Raw genomic sequence first — 17,597 nt, 5'->3', positions numbered from 1 at the left:
AAAGAATAACAGAGTTCCGCACCTGACCGGTGCACTGGGGCAGGAAATGCTGCCGCTATGTAAAAAAAAAAGGCCGGCAAGGCCGGCCCAAGTACGCAGGGAACTAAAGGGGGTGGAAAATATCGACATCGATCGCCTGGCCGAGCCATGTCACATACTTTCCGTGGCCCGAAGGCCGCGAAGCCCTGCCGACGCCCATGAGCTTCCAGGAGCTGGTCGGGGCAGACAAGCGGTACGCCCGCTCGGCTTCGTTCCTTGGCACCATCGCTACATCAACCGTAAGCGCTGGCCCGAAATTCGATCCCCCGAAGGGGATGAGGCATCCTTGCCGGGGCATCCTTGCCCTTCAGGTACCCTTCCATGCCTGGCGGCGGTACCCGTCTCATCGCAACCTGAGTTACACATCGCGGAGCAAACGTTGTCATCGTGACGCCCGGGTGCACAGGGCATGGGGGTGGTCCCCGAGCTTCTCGACAACCTGGTGATTCGAGCCGTGTGAATCACCTCTTCGCCGCTCACCTAGACTATTGCGATAGCCGTGCCATCTTTTCTTAATTTAATTTAAAAACAACAGCTTAAGTAATATCAAAAAGGCAGCGCGTCGCGCAGCGACCCGATCCGCGCCGAAACGAGCCATTCGGCGCTCTTTTTTGTCAGCATTTGGCGACAGCATTCCTTGGCATGGAAGAAACTATTATTACATCAATGCCTTATGGTGTTGCCACGAAGAGACAACAGGGCAGGCCGCGTTGCCGCACGGCGACAACAGGCGCTGCCGAGGCAGGCTCGGCAGCACGCAGGCGTGCTATTGAGGGATCAAGCGAGGGGTTTGACCAGGATCTTGGACTTGCGGGCGTGGTTGTAGGTGTCGCGCTTCAGCGGTGGCAGCACGTCGATATCCGCCGGCCGGAAACCGTGCTCGACGAACCAGTGGGCGGTATGGGTAGTCAGCACGAACAGCGAGGCGATCCCCAGCCGCCGCGCACGGCGCTCGATACCCGACAGCAGCAGCGCACCGCGGGCGCCGCCGCGATACTCGGTGTGAATGGCCAGGCAGGCGAGCTCACCCATATCGGCGTCACCGAAGCAGTGCAGCGCGGCACAGCCGATTACCATGCCGTCGCGCTCGATGACCAGATAGTCGTCGATCTCGTGCTCCAGCCGCTCACGCGAGCGCGGTACCAGCATGCCACGCCGCTCCAGGGGCTCGAGCAGCTCGAGCAGGCCGCCAATGTCGCCGAGTTCGGCCAGGCGCAGCTGTTCGTAGCGATGCTGGGTGATCATGGTACCCACGCCATCTCGGGTGAAGAGCTCGGCAAGCAGCGCATCGTGATCGTGCCACGACAGCAGGTGGGTACGTGCCACGCCATGGCGCGCCGCCTCGCAGGCCGCGGCCAGGTGCCTGGCCTGCTCCTCGCCAAGCGTGGCACGAGCCAGCAGGGTTTCCGCCTCGGCCGGGGTCAGCTGGCGCTGCAGCGCGCCGTTCTCGTCGTAGAGCCCGGCCGCTTCGCCCAGCAGGATCAGCTTGTCGGCCCCCAGCGCCATGGCGGCATGCTGCGCTACCTCGGAGGCATCCAGGTCGAAGACCTCCCCGGTGCTGGAGAAGCCCAGCGGCGGCAGCAGCACCAGCGAGCCGCGGTCGAGCAGCCCCTGCACCGCCGAAACGCGCACCCGGCGCACCTCGCCACTGTGGTCATAGTCGACGCCGTCACGCACGCCCAGCGGCTTGGCCATCACCAGGTTTCCGGATACCGCGGTCAGCTCGACCCCGTGCAACGGAGTATTGGGCAGGCCCAATGAGAGGCGCGCCTCCAGCCACAGCCGCTGTTCGGCCGCCACCTGCTGGATGCAGCTCATCAGCTGCTCGTCGGCCACCCAGCGCCCGTTGTGGTGCTGCGGCACGATGCCGCTTTCACTCAGCGCTCGCTCCACCTGGGGGCGGATGCCGAACGCCACCACCAGGCGCACGCCCAGGGTGTGCAGCAGGGCCAGATCCTGGATCAGCTGCTCGCCGCGGCCGCGCGCCATGGCCTCGCCTTCGATGAGAATCACGAAGGTTCGGCCCCGGTGTGCATTGATATAGGGGGACGAATTGCGAAACCAGTCGGCAAAAGGGAAACGGTTATCCAAAGGCCGCTCTCCGGCAGGAGATGAGAGGAAGGGGTGGCGAGACGACTATATCAGAGCGACGAAAACGGCGGCACCCGTAGGATGCCGCCGCCGCGGTCGCCAGCCGCTGTTGCCAGGCGAGGTGCGCGTCAGCCGAAGATCGCGCGGAACAGGAAGAAGAACATGATCGCCAGGCCGGCCCCCGCCGGCAGGGTAATCAGCCATGACATGACGATGGTGCCGATCACGCGCAGGTTGAGCGCCGCCATGCCGCGTGCCAGCCCCACGCCGAGCACCGCCCCCACCAGGGTATGGGTGGTGGAGATGGGCAGCCCGGTGCCCGAGGCCAGCACCACGGTGGTAGCCGCCGCCAGGGTGGCGGCAAAGCCGCGGCTGGGGGTCAGCTCGGTGATGCCGGTGCCGACGGTGGCGATGACCTTGTGACCGTAGGTGACCAGACCGGCCACGATGCCGCCGCCGCCGAGCATCAGCACCCACCAGGGCACCAGCGCCGCAGAGTCGATCACGCCATCACTGCGCACCACGCTGATCACCGCCGCCAGCGGCCCCACAGCGTTGGCCACATCGTTGGAGCCGTGAGCGAAGGCCATGGCGCAGGCGGTGAAGATCATCAGCACGCCGAACACCCGCTCCACGCTGCCGTAGCCGAACTGGTCGTCGATATGACGCTCGCCCTTGACTCGGCTCTCCATCAGGATGCCGAGGCCCATGATGCCAAGCCCCATCAGCAGGGAAAGCAGGAAACTCTGGGCGAAGGTGAAGTCGAGCCCCACATGAGTCAAGCCCTTGGTCAGGGTAACCATGGAGACGATGAAGCCGACCAGGAAGATATAGAACGGCACGGTGCGCTTGGCCGCGGCGAAGGGGTCCTTGGCCTCGAAGATCAGGTGCTGCACCGACTTGAACAGGATAAAGGCAATGGTGCCGGCCAGCAGCGGCGACACCACCCAGCTCGAGGCGATGGTGCCGACCCGGCCCCAGGCCACCGCCTCCATGCCCAGCCCCACCGCACCGAAGCCGACGATGGCACCGACGATGGAGTGGGTGGTGGACACCGGCCAGCCCTTGGCTGAGGCCACCAGCAGCCAGATGGCGGCGGCTAGCAGCGCCGAGAGCATGCCGTAGACCAGCAGCTCCGGATTGGCCTGCAGCAGTACGGGGTCGACGATGCCGCCGCGAATGGTCGCGGTCACCTCGCCGCCGGCCAGCCAGGCGCCGAGGAATTCGAAGATCACGGCGATGATGATCGCCTGCTTGATGGTGATGGCCTTGGAGCCCACCGAGGTGCCCATGGCGTTGGCGACGTCGTTGGCCCCCACGCCCCAGGCCATGAAGAAACCGAACAGGCAGGCGAGGATGATGAACACTTCACCGTGCTGCGCAATGATCGACATAGGGTTGGTTCCTATGTGGCTGTCAGAGTGAGAGATGCCGCCCCGGGATCGCCGGTGGCGTCAGCTCTTACCGTGCGGTGAGAATCTGCAGGCGGCTGCCGACGCGTTCCGCGCGATCGGAAAGCTCGCCGACCCAATCGATGATCTTGTAGAGGAAGACCACATCGACCGGCTTGAGGCGATCCTCCAGGTCGAAGAGCTGGCGGCGAATCGCTATCTGCTGATGGTCGGCCTGCTGTTCGAGCACGTGCAGCTCACGAATCAGGTTGAGCATCACGTCGGTCACGTGGCGCCCGAAGCCGGACTCGAGCAGGTCTTCGAGCTCTTCCAGGGCCTGGCGCGCCTGGGCGACGCAGGCCACGGAGGTCTGCATGTAGTCGCGCATCGGCTGGGCCAGCTCGTCGGGAACCCGCATGCGGCGACCCAGCATGATGCCGGTGATATCGCGCACCTTGTTGGCGATCTTGTCCTGAACCGTAATCAGGTCGAGAAGGTCACTGCGGGAGACGGGAAGGAATAGCGTATTGGGCAGGTTGAGGCGCAGCTCGGTCTTGAGATTGTCGGCGTCGTGCTCGAGCTGAGTGATGGTTTCGCGGATTCGAGCTGCGTCCTCCCACTCACCGGCCAGCGACGCCTCGAAGAAGGGCAGCAACTGGTCGGCACATTCGCTGGCCTTTTCGATGTGGGCCAGCAGGGGCTGGAAAGGCGAGCGGCCGAACATCGCGGAAAACGGGTTGGGCTTTACCATGGCGTATCATGCGCTTGTGGAATGGCGGCGCCAGTATAGAGACTGGCCTTTGTTACGTCATCGAAAAAATCACCTGACGCCCGCCGCACGGGAACAGGTTCAAGGAGTTACTACGTGAGCCAAGAGATCGAAATGAAGCTGGCGCTGGCCCGCGAGAGCGCCGAGCGCCTGTGCCGGCATCCGCTGCTGCAGCGCCTGCCTGCCGACACCCGGCGCCTGGCCAACACCTATTACGACACCGCCGAAGGCACGCTGGAGTCACGCGGCATGGCGCTGCGCCTGCGCTACCAGGAAGGGCACTGGATACAGACGCTGAAGACCAGCGGGGTGGGCAGCGGCGGGCTCAGCCAGCGCGGCGAATGGGAGTGGCCGGTGGCCGGCGAGGCGCTCGACCGCGAGCGGCTCGCCGCGCTGCCGCCCATGGCCGAGCTGGGCCCGGACCTGCTGGCCCGCTTGGAGCCGCGCTTCACCACCGACTTCGAGCGCCGCCGTTGGCAATTGGAGCTGGCCGAGGCCCACATCGAGGTGGCGCTGGACCAGGGCGAGATTCGCGCCGCCGGACGGCAGGTACCGATTCGAGAGCTGGAGCTCGAACTCAAGCATGGCGACGCCGAGGCGCTCTGGTCGCTGGCCAGGGCCTTCGCCGAAACGCTGGCACTGCGCCCAGCCGACGCCAGCAAGGCCCTGCGAGGCAGTGCGCTGCTCACCGGCCAGTGGACCCTGCCCGATGGCACCCTGGCAGGTGAACGGCTGCACCGTGCCCTGCTGGCATTGGACGCCTACGCCGATACCGGCGAGGATGGTTGGAAGGCGCACGCCAGGGCGACGCTGCAGGTACTGGAGGCCGACGGCCACCCCGAGGCCGGCCGGCTGGCGGCCCTGCTGGAAGAGCCCGATTGGCTCGGCGTCGATTTTGGGCGTACCGCGCTGCAACTCGCGCAGCGCCTGGCGTCGTAAGTCACAGGAAAGGATTCAGGAGCCCTTGATGCAGGAAGCCAAGCCATGACAGCGCCTTTCCGTCCAGCCGGCGAAGGCGTGCGCACGCGCCTGTTCCAGATCATCTTCGAGTCGGACACCCCGCTGGCAAAAGCCTTCGATATCGCCTTGATCGTCGTGATCCTGGCCAGCGTGCTGGTGGTGATGCTCGATACCGTCGAGGGCTTCAGCACCACCTACGGCGAGTGGTTCTACTGGATCGAGTGGGGCTTCACCCTTCTGTTCACCGTCGAGCTGGCGATACGCCTCTATATCCTCGACAAGCCGATGCGGTACGTGCGCAGCTTCTACGGCGTGATCGACATCGTGGCCATCCTGCCCACCTGGCTTATGCTGCTGATACCCGGCACCCAGACCTTGGTCATCGTGCGCCTGCTGAGGGTGCTGCGCATCTTCCGCGTGCTGCGCCTGATGCAGTTCGTGGGCGAAGGCCGCCTGTTGGTGGAAGCCCTCAAGAACAGCGTGCACCAGATCTTCCTATTCCTGTTCACCGTGTTCCTGCTGGTGACCCTGTTCGCTTCGCTGATGTACATGATCGAGCCTGCCGAGGCGGGCTTCACCAGCATCCCCATCTCGATCTACTGGGCCATCGTCACCCTGACCACGGTGGGCTATGGCGACATCGTTCCCGTCACGCCGCTTGGCCAGTCCATCTCGACGCTGATCATGCTGATCGGCTACTCGATCATCGCCGTGCCCACCGGGGTGTTCTCCGCCGAGGTGATCCGCTCGATTCGCGCCGACCGCTACTCTGAACAAGCCTGCCCCGGCTGTGGCCACGACCGCCACGAGCGGCGGGCACGCTACTGCCTCAAGTGCGGCACCTGGCTGGATGAGGAAACGCCCGATCCCAACAAGCGCAAGCCGCGAGGCAAGAGGGCGCGCTGACGCCGGGCGGCCCGCTCAGCCGCCGAACGGCGCCAGGTCGCCGCGCCCTTCGCGCACGATGGTCGGCGGCAGTTCGCGCAGGTCGATCACGCTGGTGGGCTCCAGGTGGCAGGCACCGCCATCGATGATCGCATCCAGGTGGGCGCTGTAGCGGTCGCGAATCTCCTCCGGGTCGGTCAGCGGCAGCGTCTCACCCACTGGGATCAGCGTCACACTCATCAGCGGCTCGCCCAGCGCCGCAAGCAGCGCATGGGTGATGCGATGATCGGGCACGCGCACGCCGATGGAGCGCCGCTTGGGGTGCAGCAGCAGGCGCGGCACTTCCGTGGTGGCATGGAGGATGAAGGTATAGGCCCCCGGGGTGTTGGCCTTGAGCAGGCGAAACACGCTGTTGTCGACCTTGGCGTAGGTGCCGATGTCGGAAAGGTCGGAGCACACCAGGGTGAAGTTATGCTTGTCGTCCAGCGAACGCAGCCACTTGATCTTCTCGATCGCCTTCTTGTCGCCCAGGTGGCAGCCCAGCGCGTAGCCGGAGTCGGTGGGATAGGCGATTACCCCGCCCTGGCGCACGATCTGTACCGCCTGGGCGATCAGGCGCTGCTGCGGGTTGTCCGGGTGGATCTGTAGAAATTGGCTCATGTTCGGTTCCCTGCTCTGTTCGATCTGCCCACTATAGCGCGCCGGCAGGCCCGTGGTAGTTTGCGATGACACCGGCTAGCGTCGGGTGCGCCCATACCGGCGGCACGGCGGCACGCGGCAGCGGACTCATGCTGCCCGGCGCCAGGTGGCCGCCGGGGAAGTGAAAGTCGCTGCCGAGCGAGGCATAAAGGCCACGCTCGTCGAGCTGGCGCGCCAGGTCCCGCGTCACGTCGGCATTCTGGAACCCGTTGACCCACTCCGCGGCCTGGCCGCCGGCCTCGACGAAGCTGTCGAGCAGCAGGCCGCGCTTGCGCCGGGTCAGGCCATGGCGCAGCGGATGTGCCAGCACCGCCACCCCGCCCGCTGCCACGATCCAGCCCACCACCTCGTCCAGCGCCGGCCAGTGGGCCTTGACGTCGCCCGCCTTGCCGCTGCCCAGGTGCTTGCGAAACGCCGTGGCCACGTCGGGCACCAGCCCCGCCGCCACCAGTGCGCGGGCAAAATCGGGCCGGCCTAGCGGGCGGTAGGGCCCGGCCTGCTCGCGGGCCCTTGCCAGGGCGTTGTCGAGGCCGAGCTTTTCCATGCGCTCGGCGATGGTTCTGGCTCGCGCCTCTCGGGAGCGGGCCTGGGCCTCGAGCCCGGCGGCGAGTTCGCCGCTGGCCCCTTCAGGCAGCAGGCCCACCACATGAATACCGATGCCCTGCCACAGGGTGGAGAGCTCGGTTCCCGGCACCAGCATGATCCCCAGGTCTGCCGCGGCCGCCGCGGCCTCCGGCACGCCGGCCATGGTGTCGTGGTCGGTCAGCGCCATCAGCCGCACGCCGCGCTGGGCGCACAGGGCCACCAGGTCGGCGGGCGCGAGGGCGCCGTCCGAGGCCGTCGAGTGCATGTGGAAATCGACCCCGATAGGCGCGGGATCGCCGGTGAAACGCAGGGGGAACTGAGCGGTTGGCATGACGCAGGGGAGCAACTTTGTCAGAATAATCGCCCATGGTGCGCGTCCGCCCGACGACGGTCAATGCCGGCACCTTACGAGACCGCGGTATGTGCCGCGCTGCCCGAGGAAACGCTGCAATGCTCTACGCCTTTATCTGTGAAGACGTCAACAACAGCCTGGAACGCCGGCTGGCGGCCCGTCCCGACCACCTGGCGCGCCTGGAGAAGCTTCGCGACGAGGGTCGCCTGGTGCTGGCCGGCCCCCACCCCGCCATCGACGCCGACAACCCCGGCGAAGCCGGTTTCAGCGGTAGCCTGGTGGTGGCGGAGTTCGACACCCTCGAGGCGGCGCAGGCGTGGGCCGATGCCGACCCCTACATGATTGCCGGGGTCTATGCCAAGGTGACCGTGAAGCCGTTCAAGAAGGTCCTGCCCTGAGCCACCGGGGCCGGGCGCGCGGCGCGCAGAACGCCGCCGGCCGGCCCCCGCGATACGCCCCTTCCCCTGGCCGTGGCCCCCAGGCGCCTTACTCACAGTTCCTGTGGATAACACTGTTGACACGCCGCGGATGCCTGCCGCCAGCCCCCATGGCAGGCCGGCCCGGCGCCATCGATCAACTCTTGAGCATCGCGTGCCCACGCTTCGGAGAAGCCCGTGTCCTTCCCTTACGCCCCCCTTCCGCCGCTAGCCGGCCTGGAGCCCGCCCGCCTCGACTGGCAGCCCGACGCGGCCGGCGGCGAAGCCCCCCATTCGCCGGCCTTCGACGACGTCTACTTCTCGCGCCACGACGGCCGCGCCGAGACCGAGCATGTCTTCATTCAGGGCAACGGCCTACCGCAGCGCCTGGCCGCATGGCCCGCCGGCCGCCCCTTCGTGATCGGCGAGACCGGCTTCGGCACCGGGCTCAACATGCTGTGCGCCTGGGCCTGCTTCGAGACGCACGCCCCGGCACAGGCGAGGCTGCACCTGGTCTCCACCGAGAAGTATCCGCTCCACCGCGACGACCTGGCCCGCGCGCTTGCCGCCTGGCCCGACCTGGCCGAGCGCGCCGAGGCGCTGCTGGCGCAGTGGCCCGAGCCGGTTACCGGGGTGCATCGTCTGTGGCTTTCCCCGCGGGTGACCCTTGACCTGCACCTGGGCGATGCCGCCGAGCGCCTGGCCCTGCTCGACGGCCAGGTCGACGCCTGGTTCCTCGACGGCTTCGCTCCGGCGAAGAATCCCGAAATGTGGCAGCAGGCGCTGTTCGACGCCATGGCCGCCCGCTCGCGCCCCGGCGCCACCTTCGCCACCTTTACCTGTGCCGGCGCGGTCAAGCGCGGCCTGGCGGCGGCCGGTTTTGCCTGGCGTAAGGCGCCAGGGTTCGGTCGCAAGCGCGAGATGCTGGTCGGTGAAATCGCCTCGCCGCCGCCGGATGCGCGCCGCCAGGCTACGCCCTGGTTCACTCCGCCCGCCGTCCAGCCGCCCCGCCACGTAGCGGTGATCGGCGCCGGCATCGCCGGGGCCAGCGTCGCCGCTGCCCTGGCGCGGCGCGGCATCGCGGTGACGCTGATCGATCGCTTCGATCGCGCCAGCCTCGGCACCACTCACCTGCAGGGGGCGCTCTACGTCAAGCTGGCCGCCGATACCAACCTGCAGAGCCGCACCTACCTGGCCGGGCTACTGCACAGCCGGCGCTGGCTGGCCCAGCTCGACCCGCAGCAGGCGCTGTGGCAGCCCAGCGGCGTACTGCAGCTCGCTCTGGACGACAAGGAACAGGCGCGCCAGGCTCGCTTCCTGGCCAACCACCCCTTACCCGAAAGCGTGGTGCGTGGGCTCGACGCCGAGACGGCCAGCGCCGTGGCCGGTGTCGATGTCGGCGCGCCGGCGCTGGACTACCCCTGCGCCGCCTGGGTCAAGCCGATGGAGCTGTGCGTGCGCCTGGCGGCCACGCCGGGGGTGTGCTTCCGCCAGGCCGAGGTGGCGGCGCTGGAGCCCGGCGCATCGGGCTGGACCCTGGCGCTGGCCGACGGCGAACGCCTCGCGGCCGATCAGGTGGTGATCGCCGCCGCCGTCGAGGCGGCCCGCTTTGCCCAGTCCGAAGCGCTGCCGCTGCAGCCGGTGCGCGGCCAGATCAGCCAGCTGCGAGTGCCCGAAGGCGCTCCCAGGCTCGGCCGGGTGGTGTGCGCCGGCGGCTATGTGCCCCCAGCGGCGGACGGCGTGCTCAACTTCGGCGCCACCTTCGGGCCCAAGGAGACCGACATGGCGGAACGCGAGGCCGACCACGCCGCCAACCTGGCGGAGCTCGAGCGCGGCCTGCCCGCGCTGGTGGCGGGCCTGCGTGCCGCCGGGGCCGACCTTTCGCCGCAGCGGCTCACCGGGCGGGTCGGCGTGCGTGCCGCCAGCCCCGACAAGTCACCGTACTGCGGGCCGGTGCCCGACGCCGCGGCGTGGCGGCACGACTACGGCGTGCTGGCCAAGGATGCTTCGCGAGTGCCCGAGATCGCCGGACGCCACCATGCGGGACTGTGGATCAGCGCCGCCCACGGCTCGCGGGGGATGGCCAGCGCCCCGCTGTGCGCCGAGCTGCTCGCCTCGCGGATCTGCGACGAGCCCCTGCCGCTGGAGTGGCCGCTGGTGGATCATCTCCACCCGGGGCGGCGCATCATTCGCGACTTGATCCGCGGTCACTAGGGTGTTGCTGCGGTCACTTGGGCGTTGCCGCGCCCGCCGGCGACTCAGTCACAGGCGTCATTGTGACGTGAGCCGCTCGGCCCGGCTGGCGGTGACGAAGCGCGGCGAAGGCCGGCCGAGGTGGTAGCCCTGGCCGTAGTCGATCCCCAGTTCGGCCACGGCGGCTAGCACCTCCTCGTCCTCGATGAACTCGGCGATGGTGCTGACACCCAGGCTCCCCGCCAGCGTGACGATGCTCTTGACGAAGGCCATGTACTTCTCGTCTTGCAGCATGTTGCGGATGAACTCCCCTTCGATCTTGATCACGTCGATGGGGAACTGCTTGAGATAGCGGAACGAGGAGAAGCCTGAACCGAAGTCGTCGATGGCGAAATTGAAGCCTTCGAGCTTTAGGTCGAGCACGAACTTCTCGAGCAGGGTGAGGTTGCTGACGGTCTCGCGCTCGGTGAGCTCGAATACGATGCGGCTGGGCTTGATGCCGTAGTCGATGGCCAACTGGTGAATGTGAGCGATGAACTCACCGATGATCAGCGATTTGGGCGACAGGTTGATGAACAGCATGCCGTCGTAGCCCTGCTCGCGGATCTGGGCGAAGGCCTTCTCGATCAGCAGGTAGTCCATCTTGTGGATCACGCCGATGCTCTCGGCGATCTCGATGAACTCGCCGGCGGGGATGATGCGCTCGCCGATCTGGATGCGCATCAGCAGCTCGTGGATATGGACTTCACCCGTGTTGACGTCGGCAATGGGCTGGAAGTAGGGCACGATGCGCTGCTCTTCCAGCGCGCTGAGCACCATCTGGTTCTTCTCGCCTACCTCACGGAACACCGCCGCCACTTCCTCGTCGTCGGGCAGCGCCACGCAGTTCTTACCCTTGCGCTTGGCCTTGTACATCATGTTGTCGGCCATCAGGAAGAGGTCGTGGGAATTGGCGGCATGGTTGGGATAGCTGGCGATGCCCACCGAGGTGGTGGCGCGCACCGCCGTGCCATCCGGAGCAGTGAGCACCTGGCTGGTCAGGTTCTGGGCAATGCGCATGGCCACCGAGTAGGCCTGCTCCTCGCTGGTTTCCGGCAGGATGACAGTGAACTCGTCACCGCCGTAGCGCGCCAGGAAGTCACCGGGGCGCACCGAGTGCGCCAGGGTATTGGCCACGGCATGCAGGAACTGGTCGCCGAAGGCGTGGCCGTGACGGTCGTTGACCGACTTGAAGTTGTCCATGTCGAGCATCAGCAGGCTGAAGCGATCCTGGTGGCGCGACGCACGGGCCACCTCGTAGTGCAGCATGTCCTTGAAGACGCGCTGGTTATGCAGGTTGGTCAGCGGATCGCGGGTGGCGTAGAACTCAAGATCCTTGGTGTACTTGTAGATCGCCTTGACCGAGCCCACCAGGTTGAGCAGCGTCGACAGGATGCCGTCGATGACGATGTGGCGGATCGGGTCCTGCGCCAGGTCCGACTGCACGCCGATGCCAACGATACCGCCAATCTTCGGCGCCTCCAGCAGCAGCGACTTGGTCTGTAGGCGGATATCCTCGGCCGAGAGGTCGTGCATGGGCTGGCCATCCTCTGCCGCGCTGCAGACGCTGTGGTGCGTCACCTTGAGCACGGCGGCGGCCTGGCCGTTGTGGTGTCGCTCCAGCAGTTGGGTCAGCAGGTGGGCAAAGGTCTGCTGCGTCTGCGCCGTCACCTCGCGGTACCAGAATACCTCTAGCTCGTAGCCCTCCTCTTCGACCTGGAAGATCGTCACCAGGGTATGCGCCACGATGATGGTGTTGATATCGCCCAGCAGCTCCTTGATGAACTCGCGCCAGTCGCGCACCACGTCGGAAGTGATGATGAACTTGCTCAGCAGGCGGATCTCGAACTCGAGGATGTCCTTGTCCACCGCCACGTTGCGCAGCCGCCCCACCAGGGCATTGACCTGCTGCAGCGCATCGTTGAGTTCGATGAACGGCACATTGGCATCGGTCACGTCGAGCTGGCGGAAGTCCTCGATCGAATTCACTGCGGACATGCGCTGGCGAAAGAGCCCCAGGGTGCGCTGGATTCGATCGGAGAAGAGGGTCGAGATGGCCAGCGCCAGTAGCAGGACGAACACCGACGCCACCAGGAACATCGCCACATAGTTGAGACGCATCTCACGGCTGATGGGCGACAGGTCGTGCTGGAGGTCGATGATCCCCAGCACGTCGCCGGTGGCGGCATTCTGGTGGCAGGTCAGGCAGTCCGAGCGGGCCAGCAGCGGCATGACGCGGCGCACCTGGCCATCCTGGTTCCAGACCCGCGCCTCGCCCGAGGCGAAGGCCGCCTGGATGACGATATCCATGGCCGGCTGGTCGATCTCGCCGTAGCGTTCGGACACGCGCTTGCCGCGGTAGAAGGCGAACCGATAGCCGCTTCCGGCATAGAGCTGCTGGGTCTCCTCGATGAAGGCCTCCATCTGCTCTCGGGTCCAGCCCTGGCGCATGATCTGCAGCATGGCCGTGAAGCTCTGCCTGGCCAGGGTTTCCGAGGTCTGCTCGGCCTGGCGGGCCAGGATGTTCTCGTAGAGCAGGGTGGTCACCAGGGTCACCCCGGCGAAGACGGTCATCGAGGCCGAGATGATGGCGACCAGCACGAAGCCCTTGAGGGTTCGCATGCAGGAAAGCAAAGCGCGGGCATGGGTCAACATGACGTTCCCAATCACAAGACAGGAGGCGCCGAACCTCAACCCTGAGCTAACGGCAGAAGAATGCTGTTACATTCTCGACACATTGTCGTCGCCTGCCTTTGACCTGCATCAATATGTCCCGATGTTCCGCCGCGGCGGCACTCATCCTTAGTCGAGTCGGCCGCCTATCCTTCCTCTTCGTCGTCGGCCAGGTCGCGGCCGAAGGCGCGCCACTGGGCCAGCGTCATCACCTCGGTGGTCTCGGTCTGCAGGTCGTGGGCGATGAGCAGCTCGCCGCGCTCCAGCTGACGCTTGAGCTCGGCGACCCAGCCGCGCATGCCCTCGCCGGTGTCAGTGGTATCGTAGCCCTGGCGGGTGACGAAGGCCTCCAGCAGGGCATCCAGCGTCTCGCCCGGCAGCATACGGTAGGGTACTTCGATGAAACGGCCGCTCATGAACGGCTCCCCTTCACTGTCCGGCGCGCCCTCGCCGCGCTCCCAGGCCGCCAGCCGTTCGAGGAAAGCGGCCTCGTCGAGCACTTCGACGCCCAGCTCCTGCGCCTTGGCCAGCTTGCTGCCGGCGGCCTCGCCGGCCACCACGCCGGTGGTCTTCTTGGAGACGCTGCCGGCCACCTTGGCCCCCAGCGCCTGCAGCCGCTCCTTGCCTTCGTCGCGGGTCATGCTCTCCAGGCTACCGGTGAGTACCCAGGTCTGCCCCGCCAGCGGCTGGGGCCGCTCGCCGATGGTTTCCTCGGCCCAGTTCACGCCCTGCTCGCGCAGGGCCTCGATGGTCTCGCGATTATGCGGCTGACGGAAGAAAGTATGCACGTGAGCGGCCACCACCGGGCCAACGTCTGCTACCGCTTCGAGGTCGGCCTGCTCGGCCTCCATCAGCGCGTCCAGGGTGCCGAAGTGGCGGGCCAGGTTGGCCGCCGTGGCCTCGCCCACCTCACGAATGCCCAGGGCAAAGATGAAGCGCGGCAGCGTGGTGCTCTTGGCCTTCTCCAGCGCCGCCACCAGCTTCTCGGAGGACTTCTGCGCCATGCGCGGCAGCGTGGCCAGGCGTTCAGCATCGAGGCGGAACAGATCGGCAGGCGTCTTGACCCAGTCGAGCTCGACCAGCTGGTCGATCAGCTTCTCCCCTAGGCCGTCGATGTCCATGGCCCGGCGCGAGGCGAAGTATTTGAGCGCCTCCTTGCGCTGAGCAGCGCAGTAGAGTCCGCCCGAGCAGCGCGCTACCGCCTCCCCTTCGAGGCGCTCGATTTCGGCGTCGCACACCGGACAGCGCTCGGGAAAAACGATCTCGCGCGCGTCGGCGGGCCGCCTCTCGGGCAGCACCCGCACCACCTGGGGAATGACGTCGCCGGCGCGGCGGATCACCACGCTGTCGCCGATCATGACATCGAGGCGGGCGATCTCGTCGGCGTTGTGCAGGCTGGCATTGGAGACGGTGACCCCGGCCACCGAGACCGGCTCGAGGCGCGCCACCGGGGTGATCGCGCCGGTGCGACCGACCTGGAACTCGACGTCGTTGAGCCGGGTGGTCGCCTCCTGGGCGGGGAACTTGAACGCCGTGGCCCAGCGCGGCGCCCGGGCGACGAAGCCCAGCTCGCGCTGCAGGCGCAGGTCATCGACCTTGATCACCGCACCGTCGATGTCGTAGCCGAGGCCGTCGCGCCGCTCGCCCAGCCGCCGGCAGTAGTCGACGACGCCCTGGCTGCCGCTGACCACCTCCAGCAGGCTGCTGGTGCGAAAGCCGAAGGCCTTGAGGTGCGTCATCAGCTCGCTGTGGCTGGCATCGCCCGGAGCCGGTTCGATACGCGCCACCTGGTAGGCGCTGAACTCCAGCGGCCGCTTGGCCGTGATCTCGGGGTCGAGCTGGCGCAGGCTGCCCGCCGCTGCGTTGCGCGGATTGGCGAACACCTTGCCGTCCTCTTCCCGGGCGCGCTCGTTGAGCCGCTCGAAGCCCGCATGGCTCATGATCACCTCGCCGCGCACTTCGAGCAGCTCGGGAGCGTCGCCACGCAGCTTGAGCGGGATCGAGCGCAGCGTGCGCAGGTTGGAGGTGATGCCCTCGCCGGTGCGCCCGTCGCCACGGGTCGCGCCGCTGAGCAGCACGCCGCGCTCGTAGACCAGTGACACGGCGGCGCCGTCGAGCTTGGGCTCGCAGCAGAAGCGGATCGTCTCGGAGTCGATTTCCAGCCGCTCCGCCACCCGCTTGACGAAGGCTTCGAGCTCCTCTTCGTTCAAGGCGTTGTCCAGCGACAGCATGGGCACCGCGTGCTCAACCGCGGGGAAGCCGGTGTCCGGCGGCGCGCCCACCCGCTGGGTCGGCGAGTCGGGCGTCACCAGCTCGGGATGGGCCTGCTCCAGCTCCTGCAGGCGGCGCAGCTTACGGTCGTACTCGGCGTCGGTGAGGTGCGGCTCGTCGAGCACGTAGTAGCGATAGTTGGCGTCATCGAGCTCGGCGCGCAGCCGGGCGATCTCGTCGAGGGTGTCCTGGTCTGGCTGGTTCATGGATCGGCTAGGTCTCGTGTTGAATGGTGGCAGCCACTAACACGACAACCCCGTGATCGCTCACGGGGTTGTCGGGGCCGCCTTGCCTGCTTGTCGGCTTGGCGTCAGTTCACCTGATAGCGGTTGAGGCGGTTGCGTCGCTCGAACTCCTTCACTCTCTGGCGAGCAAACTCCACGGTCTGGGCCGTCATCACGCTGTGGTTCTCGTCCTTCAGCTCACCGCCGAGGTTGCGCACGATGACCATGGCGGTCTCAACCATGGCTTCGAACGCCGCGGCGGTATCCAGCGCGCCGGGCAGCGGCATCAGCAGAGTGATGCCCGGGGTACGGAACTCGTCCATCGCTTCGATCGGGAAGGTGCCCGGCTTGAGCACGTTGACCATCGAGAACTGCAGTTCGCTGTCGGGGTTCTCGGTCTCGAAGCGGTGGAAGATGCCCATCTCGCTGCTGTAGCGCAAGCCGCAGGCCAGCATCAGGTTGAGCAGCGCCCCGCCCGAGAAGCCCTCCTCGTCGCGCGACAGCACGCTGATGACGATGATCTCGTCGGCCTGGCTCAGCGTCTCGCGCGCCCGCTCGGCGTTGACGTTGTGGCGTAGCGCACGCGCCAGGGTCGGGTGGGCGCGTACCACGTCGTCATCGTCGTTGATGGCTTCAGGCAGCGGAGCGGCCGGCTCGCCGTAGGCGGCATGCTCGAACTCGGCGGAGCGCGGGCGCGACGGGGCGAACAGCGGATCATCGTCATCGGCAAGGTCGATGACCTCGGCTTCCAGGCGACGGCGCTCGGCATCCCGGGCGGCCTGGGCTTCGGCCTCTACGCGACGACGCTCGGCTTCGCGGGCGGCCTTCTCGGCGCGCTCCTTCTCGCGGCGCGCCTTTTCCTCGCGCTTCTGCTCACGGCGCTTGGCCATGCGCTGCTGCATGGAGAGGCCGAAGCGCTGCACCGACTGGCCCATGCGGCGCGAGCTGCTCTTGATCGAGTCGCCCATGCCTTCGAGATCGACCAGGCGGTAGCGCTCGTCTTCATCGTGCAGCTCGTCGTGATCCTCGGGATCTGCCATCAGCGGCTCGTCCGCTGCCGCCAGGGTTGGTTCGTCGTCAAGGGCAGAAAGCACCGGCTCGCGCCGCTGGGTGCTGGTGGGCTGCGGCGACTCGGCCGTTGTAGCCGTGGTCTTGGTCGCAGCGGGTTCGGCGGCGGAGGTCGATGCCTGGCGTGCGGCAACGGCGTCGCGTTCGGCCGCAGCGCTTTGTATCTCGTCGCGTTCGATTTTTGCGCTTTCGACTTCGATCGGCTTGGCCGGAGGCGCAGCGTCATGCGAAGGGAGGTCGGCCAGGGTCGGCTCGCTGCGTTCGGTCTCGCGCTTGGCGGGTGCCGGATCGGTCGCGGGGCTCGGCTTTTCTACCGCCGCTGCAGACGCAGCGTCGGCCGGGGTTGCGGCACCCGACCGCAGCGCGGCGGCCACGGCGTCCGGCGCCGCCTTGACAGCTGCACCTGTCGATGCGTGTACGGCCGGCTTGCTGCGTGTCGCTGCCGCAGGCTCGGAATGCGTGACAGGCGAAGGGTCCGGCCTCTCCTTGAATTCGGCCAGCACGCGCGAAGGCCCAGGATGCTCCTGGCGCTCCAGCTTCGGCTTGGCCTTTACATCGTACTTGGCAGGGCTGACGACGCGTGCGCCGCCGTTAGGCAATTCCCAGTTGGGATCTCCCTCGTCTTCGGCAGTGGCACCCTGTCCACTGAGGTGGTTGTTTTCCCCTACCTGGTCCAGGCGGGGCACTCGGCGCTGGCGTTTCAGGCGACGCACCCCATCAATGACGATGAGGGTCACCAGAGCCAGCCCCAGAATGATCAGCCATTCTCTAAGTTCCATGGGTCGTCTTGCCTATCACTAGGGCGCCATGCCGGTTGAATGTCCGTAAACAGCATAGCGCGATCGCCAAAAAAAGGGCCACTGTTTTTGTTTGTCAAGCCCCGGCATTCTCGCTTGAGAGTCAATCGACCCTGCGCCTTTCCCTGTCATCTTGCACTAGCCG

12 protein-coding genes and 1 pseudogene are annotated in these 17,597 nt (G+C 66.8%); 4 read left to right on the top strand and 9 right to left on the bottom strand.

Annotation, left to right across the window (positions count from 1 at the left end; genetic code table 11):
- Nucleotides 1-816 precede the first annotated feature (816 nt).
- From argA to ACT7B3_RS02735, 3 genes are all read right to left on the bottom strand, one after another.
- Nucleotides 817-2,130 carry an amino-acid N-acetyltransferase gene (gene argA / locus ACT7B3_RS02745; protein WP_444678456.1) on the bottom strand — a complete coding sequence of 438 codons (1,314 nt, stop codon included), beginning with the start codon at nucleotides 2,128-2,130 and terminating at the stop codon, nucleotides 817-819.
- Nucleotides 2,131-2,258: 128 nt separating this feature from the next.
- Nucleotides 2,259-3,524, bottom strand: a complete 1,266-nt coding sequence (locus ACT7B3_RS02740; RefSeq protein WP_444678457.1) for an inorganic phosphate transporter — start codon at nucleotides 3,522-3,524, stop codon at nucleotides 2,259-2,261.
- Nucleotides 3,525-3,591: 67 nt separating this feature from the next.
- Nucleotides 3,592-4,272, bottom strand: coding sequence for a TIGR00153 family protein (locus tag ACT7B3_RS02735; protein WP_444678458.1), 681 nt, complete (start codon nucleotides 4,270-4,272; stop codon nucleotides 3,592-3,594).
- A gap of 114 nt (nucleotides 4,273-4,386) precedes the next feature.
- Between ACT7B3_RS02735 and ACT7B3_RS02730 the strand changes: the two genes are divergently transcribed.
- Nucleotides 4,387-5,229, top strand: a complete 843-nt coding sequence (locus tag ACT7B3_RS02730) for a CYTH domain-containing protein (protein WP_445156773.1) — start codon at nucleotides 4,387-4,389, stop codon at nucleotides 5,227-5,229.
- Nucleotides 5,230-5,274: 45 nt separating this feature from the next.
- A complete protein-coding gene (locus ACT7B3_RS02725) occupies nucleotides 5,275-6,156 on the top strand; it encodes an ion transporter (protein WP_445156772.1) in 882 nt (293 codons plus the stop codon).
- A 15-nt stretch (nucleotides 6,157-6,171) separates the two neighbouring features.
- Here ACT7B3_RS02725 and ACT7B3_RS02720 read toward each other — a convergent pair whose 3' ends face one another.
- Together ACT7B3_RS02720 and ACT7B3_RS02715 are read right to left on the bottom strand one after the other, a co-directional pair.
- Nucleotides 6,172-6,795 carry an L-threonylcarbamoyladenylate synthase gene (locus ACT7B3_RS02720; protein ID WP_445156771.1) on the bottom strand — a complete coding sequence of 208 codons (624 nt, stop codon included), beginning with the start codon at nucleotides 6,793-6,795 and terminating at the stop codon, nucleotides 6,172-6,174.
- A gap of 31 nt (nucleotides 6,796-6,826) precedes the next feature.
- On the bottom strand, nucleotides 6,827-7,750 hold the full coding sequence (locus ACT7B3_RS02715) for a PHP domain-containing protein (RefSeq protein ID WP_445156770.1): 924 nt from the start codon (nucleotides 7,748-7,750) through the stop codon (nucleotides 6,827-6,829).
- 119 nt (nucleotides 7,751-7,869) lie between these two features.
- On the opposite strand from ACT7B3_RS02715, the gene ACT7B3_RS02710 reads away from it, so the two are divergent.
- Both ACT7B3_RS02710 and mnmC read left to right on the top strand, forming a co-directional pair.
- Entirely contained in the window at nucleotides 7,870-8,169 is a 300-nt protein-coding gene (locus ACT7B3_RS02710; protein WP_444678461.1) for a YciI family protein, read from the top strand.
- 216 nt (nucleotides 8,170-8,385) lie between these two features.
- A complete protein-coding gene (gene mnmC / locus ACT7B3_RS02705) occupies nucleotides 8,386-10,401 on the top strand; it encodes a bifunctional tRNA (5-methylaminomethyl-2-thiouridine)(34)-methyltransferase MnmD/FAD-dependent 5-carboxymethylaminomethyl-2-thiouridine(34) oxidoreductase MnmC (RefSeq protein WP_445156769.1) in 2,016 nt (671 codons plus the stop codon).
- Between the two features lie 57 nt (nucleotides 10,402-10,458).
- On the opposite strand, the gene ACT7B3_RS02700 is transcribed toward mnmC, so the two are convergent.
- The 4 genes and pseudogenes from ACT7B3_RS02700 to zipA all read right to left on the bottom strand — a co-directional run bounded on the left by ACT7B3_RS02700 (nucleotide 10,459) and on the right by zipA (nucleotide 17,434).
- The gene (locus ACT7B3_RS02700; protein ID WP_445156768.1) at nucleotides 10,459-13,074 is read right to left on the bottom strand and encodes a putative bifunctional diguanylate cyclase/phosphodiesterase; all 2,616 of its coding nucleotides are present in this window, start codon (nucleotides 13,072-13,074) and stop codon (nucleotides 10,459-10,461) included.
- A 164-nt stretch (nucleotides 13,075-13,238) separates the two neighbouring features.
- Nucleotides 13,239-13,508, bottom strand: coding sequence for a YheU family protein (locus ACT7B3_RS02695; protein WP_010630056.1), 270 nt, complete (start codon nucleotides 13,506-13,508; stop codon nucleotides 13,239-13,241).
- 66 nt (nucleotides 13,509-13,574) lie between these two features.
- Nucleotides 13,575-15,569: pseudogene (gene ligA, locus ACT7B3_RS02690) on the bottom strand (NAD-dependent DNA ligase LigA); the annotation flags it as partial.
- A gap of 104 nt (nucleotides 15,570-15,673) precedes the next feature.
- The gene (gene zipA, locus ACT7B3_RS02685; protein WP_445156767.1) at nucleotides 15,674-17,434 is read right to left on the bottom strand and encodes a cell division protein ZipA; all 1,761 of its coding nucleotides are present in this window, start codon (nucleotides 17,432-17,434) and stop codon (nucleotides 15,674-15,676) included.
- Nucleotides 17,435-17,597: the final 163 nt, after the last annotated feature.

This window comes from Halomonas sp. E14 (assembly GCF_052568415.1).
Note: the sequence above shows the minus strand (reverse complement) of the source record. Positions and strands in the feature narration are given on the sequence as shown.

Excerpts from the sequence above, each read along its gene's own strand:
- ACT7B3_RS02740 (WP_444678457.1), bottom strand. The coding sequence starts at position 3,524 with ATGTCGATCATTGCGCAGCACGGTGAAGTGTTCATCATCCTCGCCTGC.
- ACT7B3_RS02735 (WP_444678458.1), bottom strand. The coding sequence starts at position 4,272 with ATGGTAAAGCCCAACCCGTTTTCCGCGATGTTCGGCCGCTCGCCTTTC.
- ACT7B3_RS02725 (WP_445156772.1), top strand. The coding sequence starts at position 5,275 with ATGACAGCGCCTTTCCGTCCAGCCGGCGAAGGCGTGCGCACGCGCCTG.
- ACT7B3_RS02720 (WP_445156771.1), bottom strand. The coding sequence starts at position 6,795 with ATGAGCCAATTTCTACAGATCCACCCGGACAACCCGCAGCAGCGCCTG.
- ACT7B3_RS02715 (WP_445156770.1), bottom strand. The coding sequence starts at position 7,750 with ATGCCAACCGCTCAGTTCCCCCTGCGTTTCACCGGCGATCCCGCGCCT.
- ACT7B3_RS02710 (WP_444678461.1), top strand. The coding sequence starts at position 7,870 with ATGCTCTACGCCTTTATCTGTGAAGACGTCAACAACAGCCTGGAACGC.
- ACT7B3_RS02700 (WP_445156768.1), bottom strand. The coding sequence starts at position 13,074 with ATGTTGACCCATGCCCGCGCTTTGCTTTCCTGCATGCGAACCCTCAAG.
- ACT7B3_RS02695 (WP_010630056.1), bottom strand. The coding sequence starts at position 13,508 with ATGAGCGGCCGTTTCATCGAAGTACCCTACCGTATGCTGCCGGGCGAG.
- zipA (WP_445156767.1), bottom strand. The coding sequence starts at position 17,434 with ATGGAACTTAGAGAATGGCTGATCATTCTGGGGCTGGCTCTGGTGACC.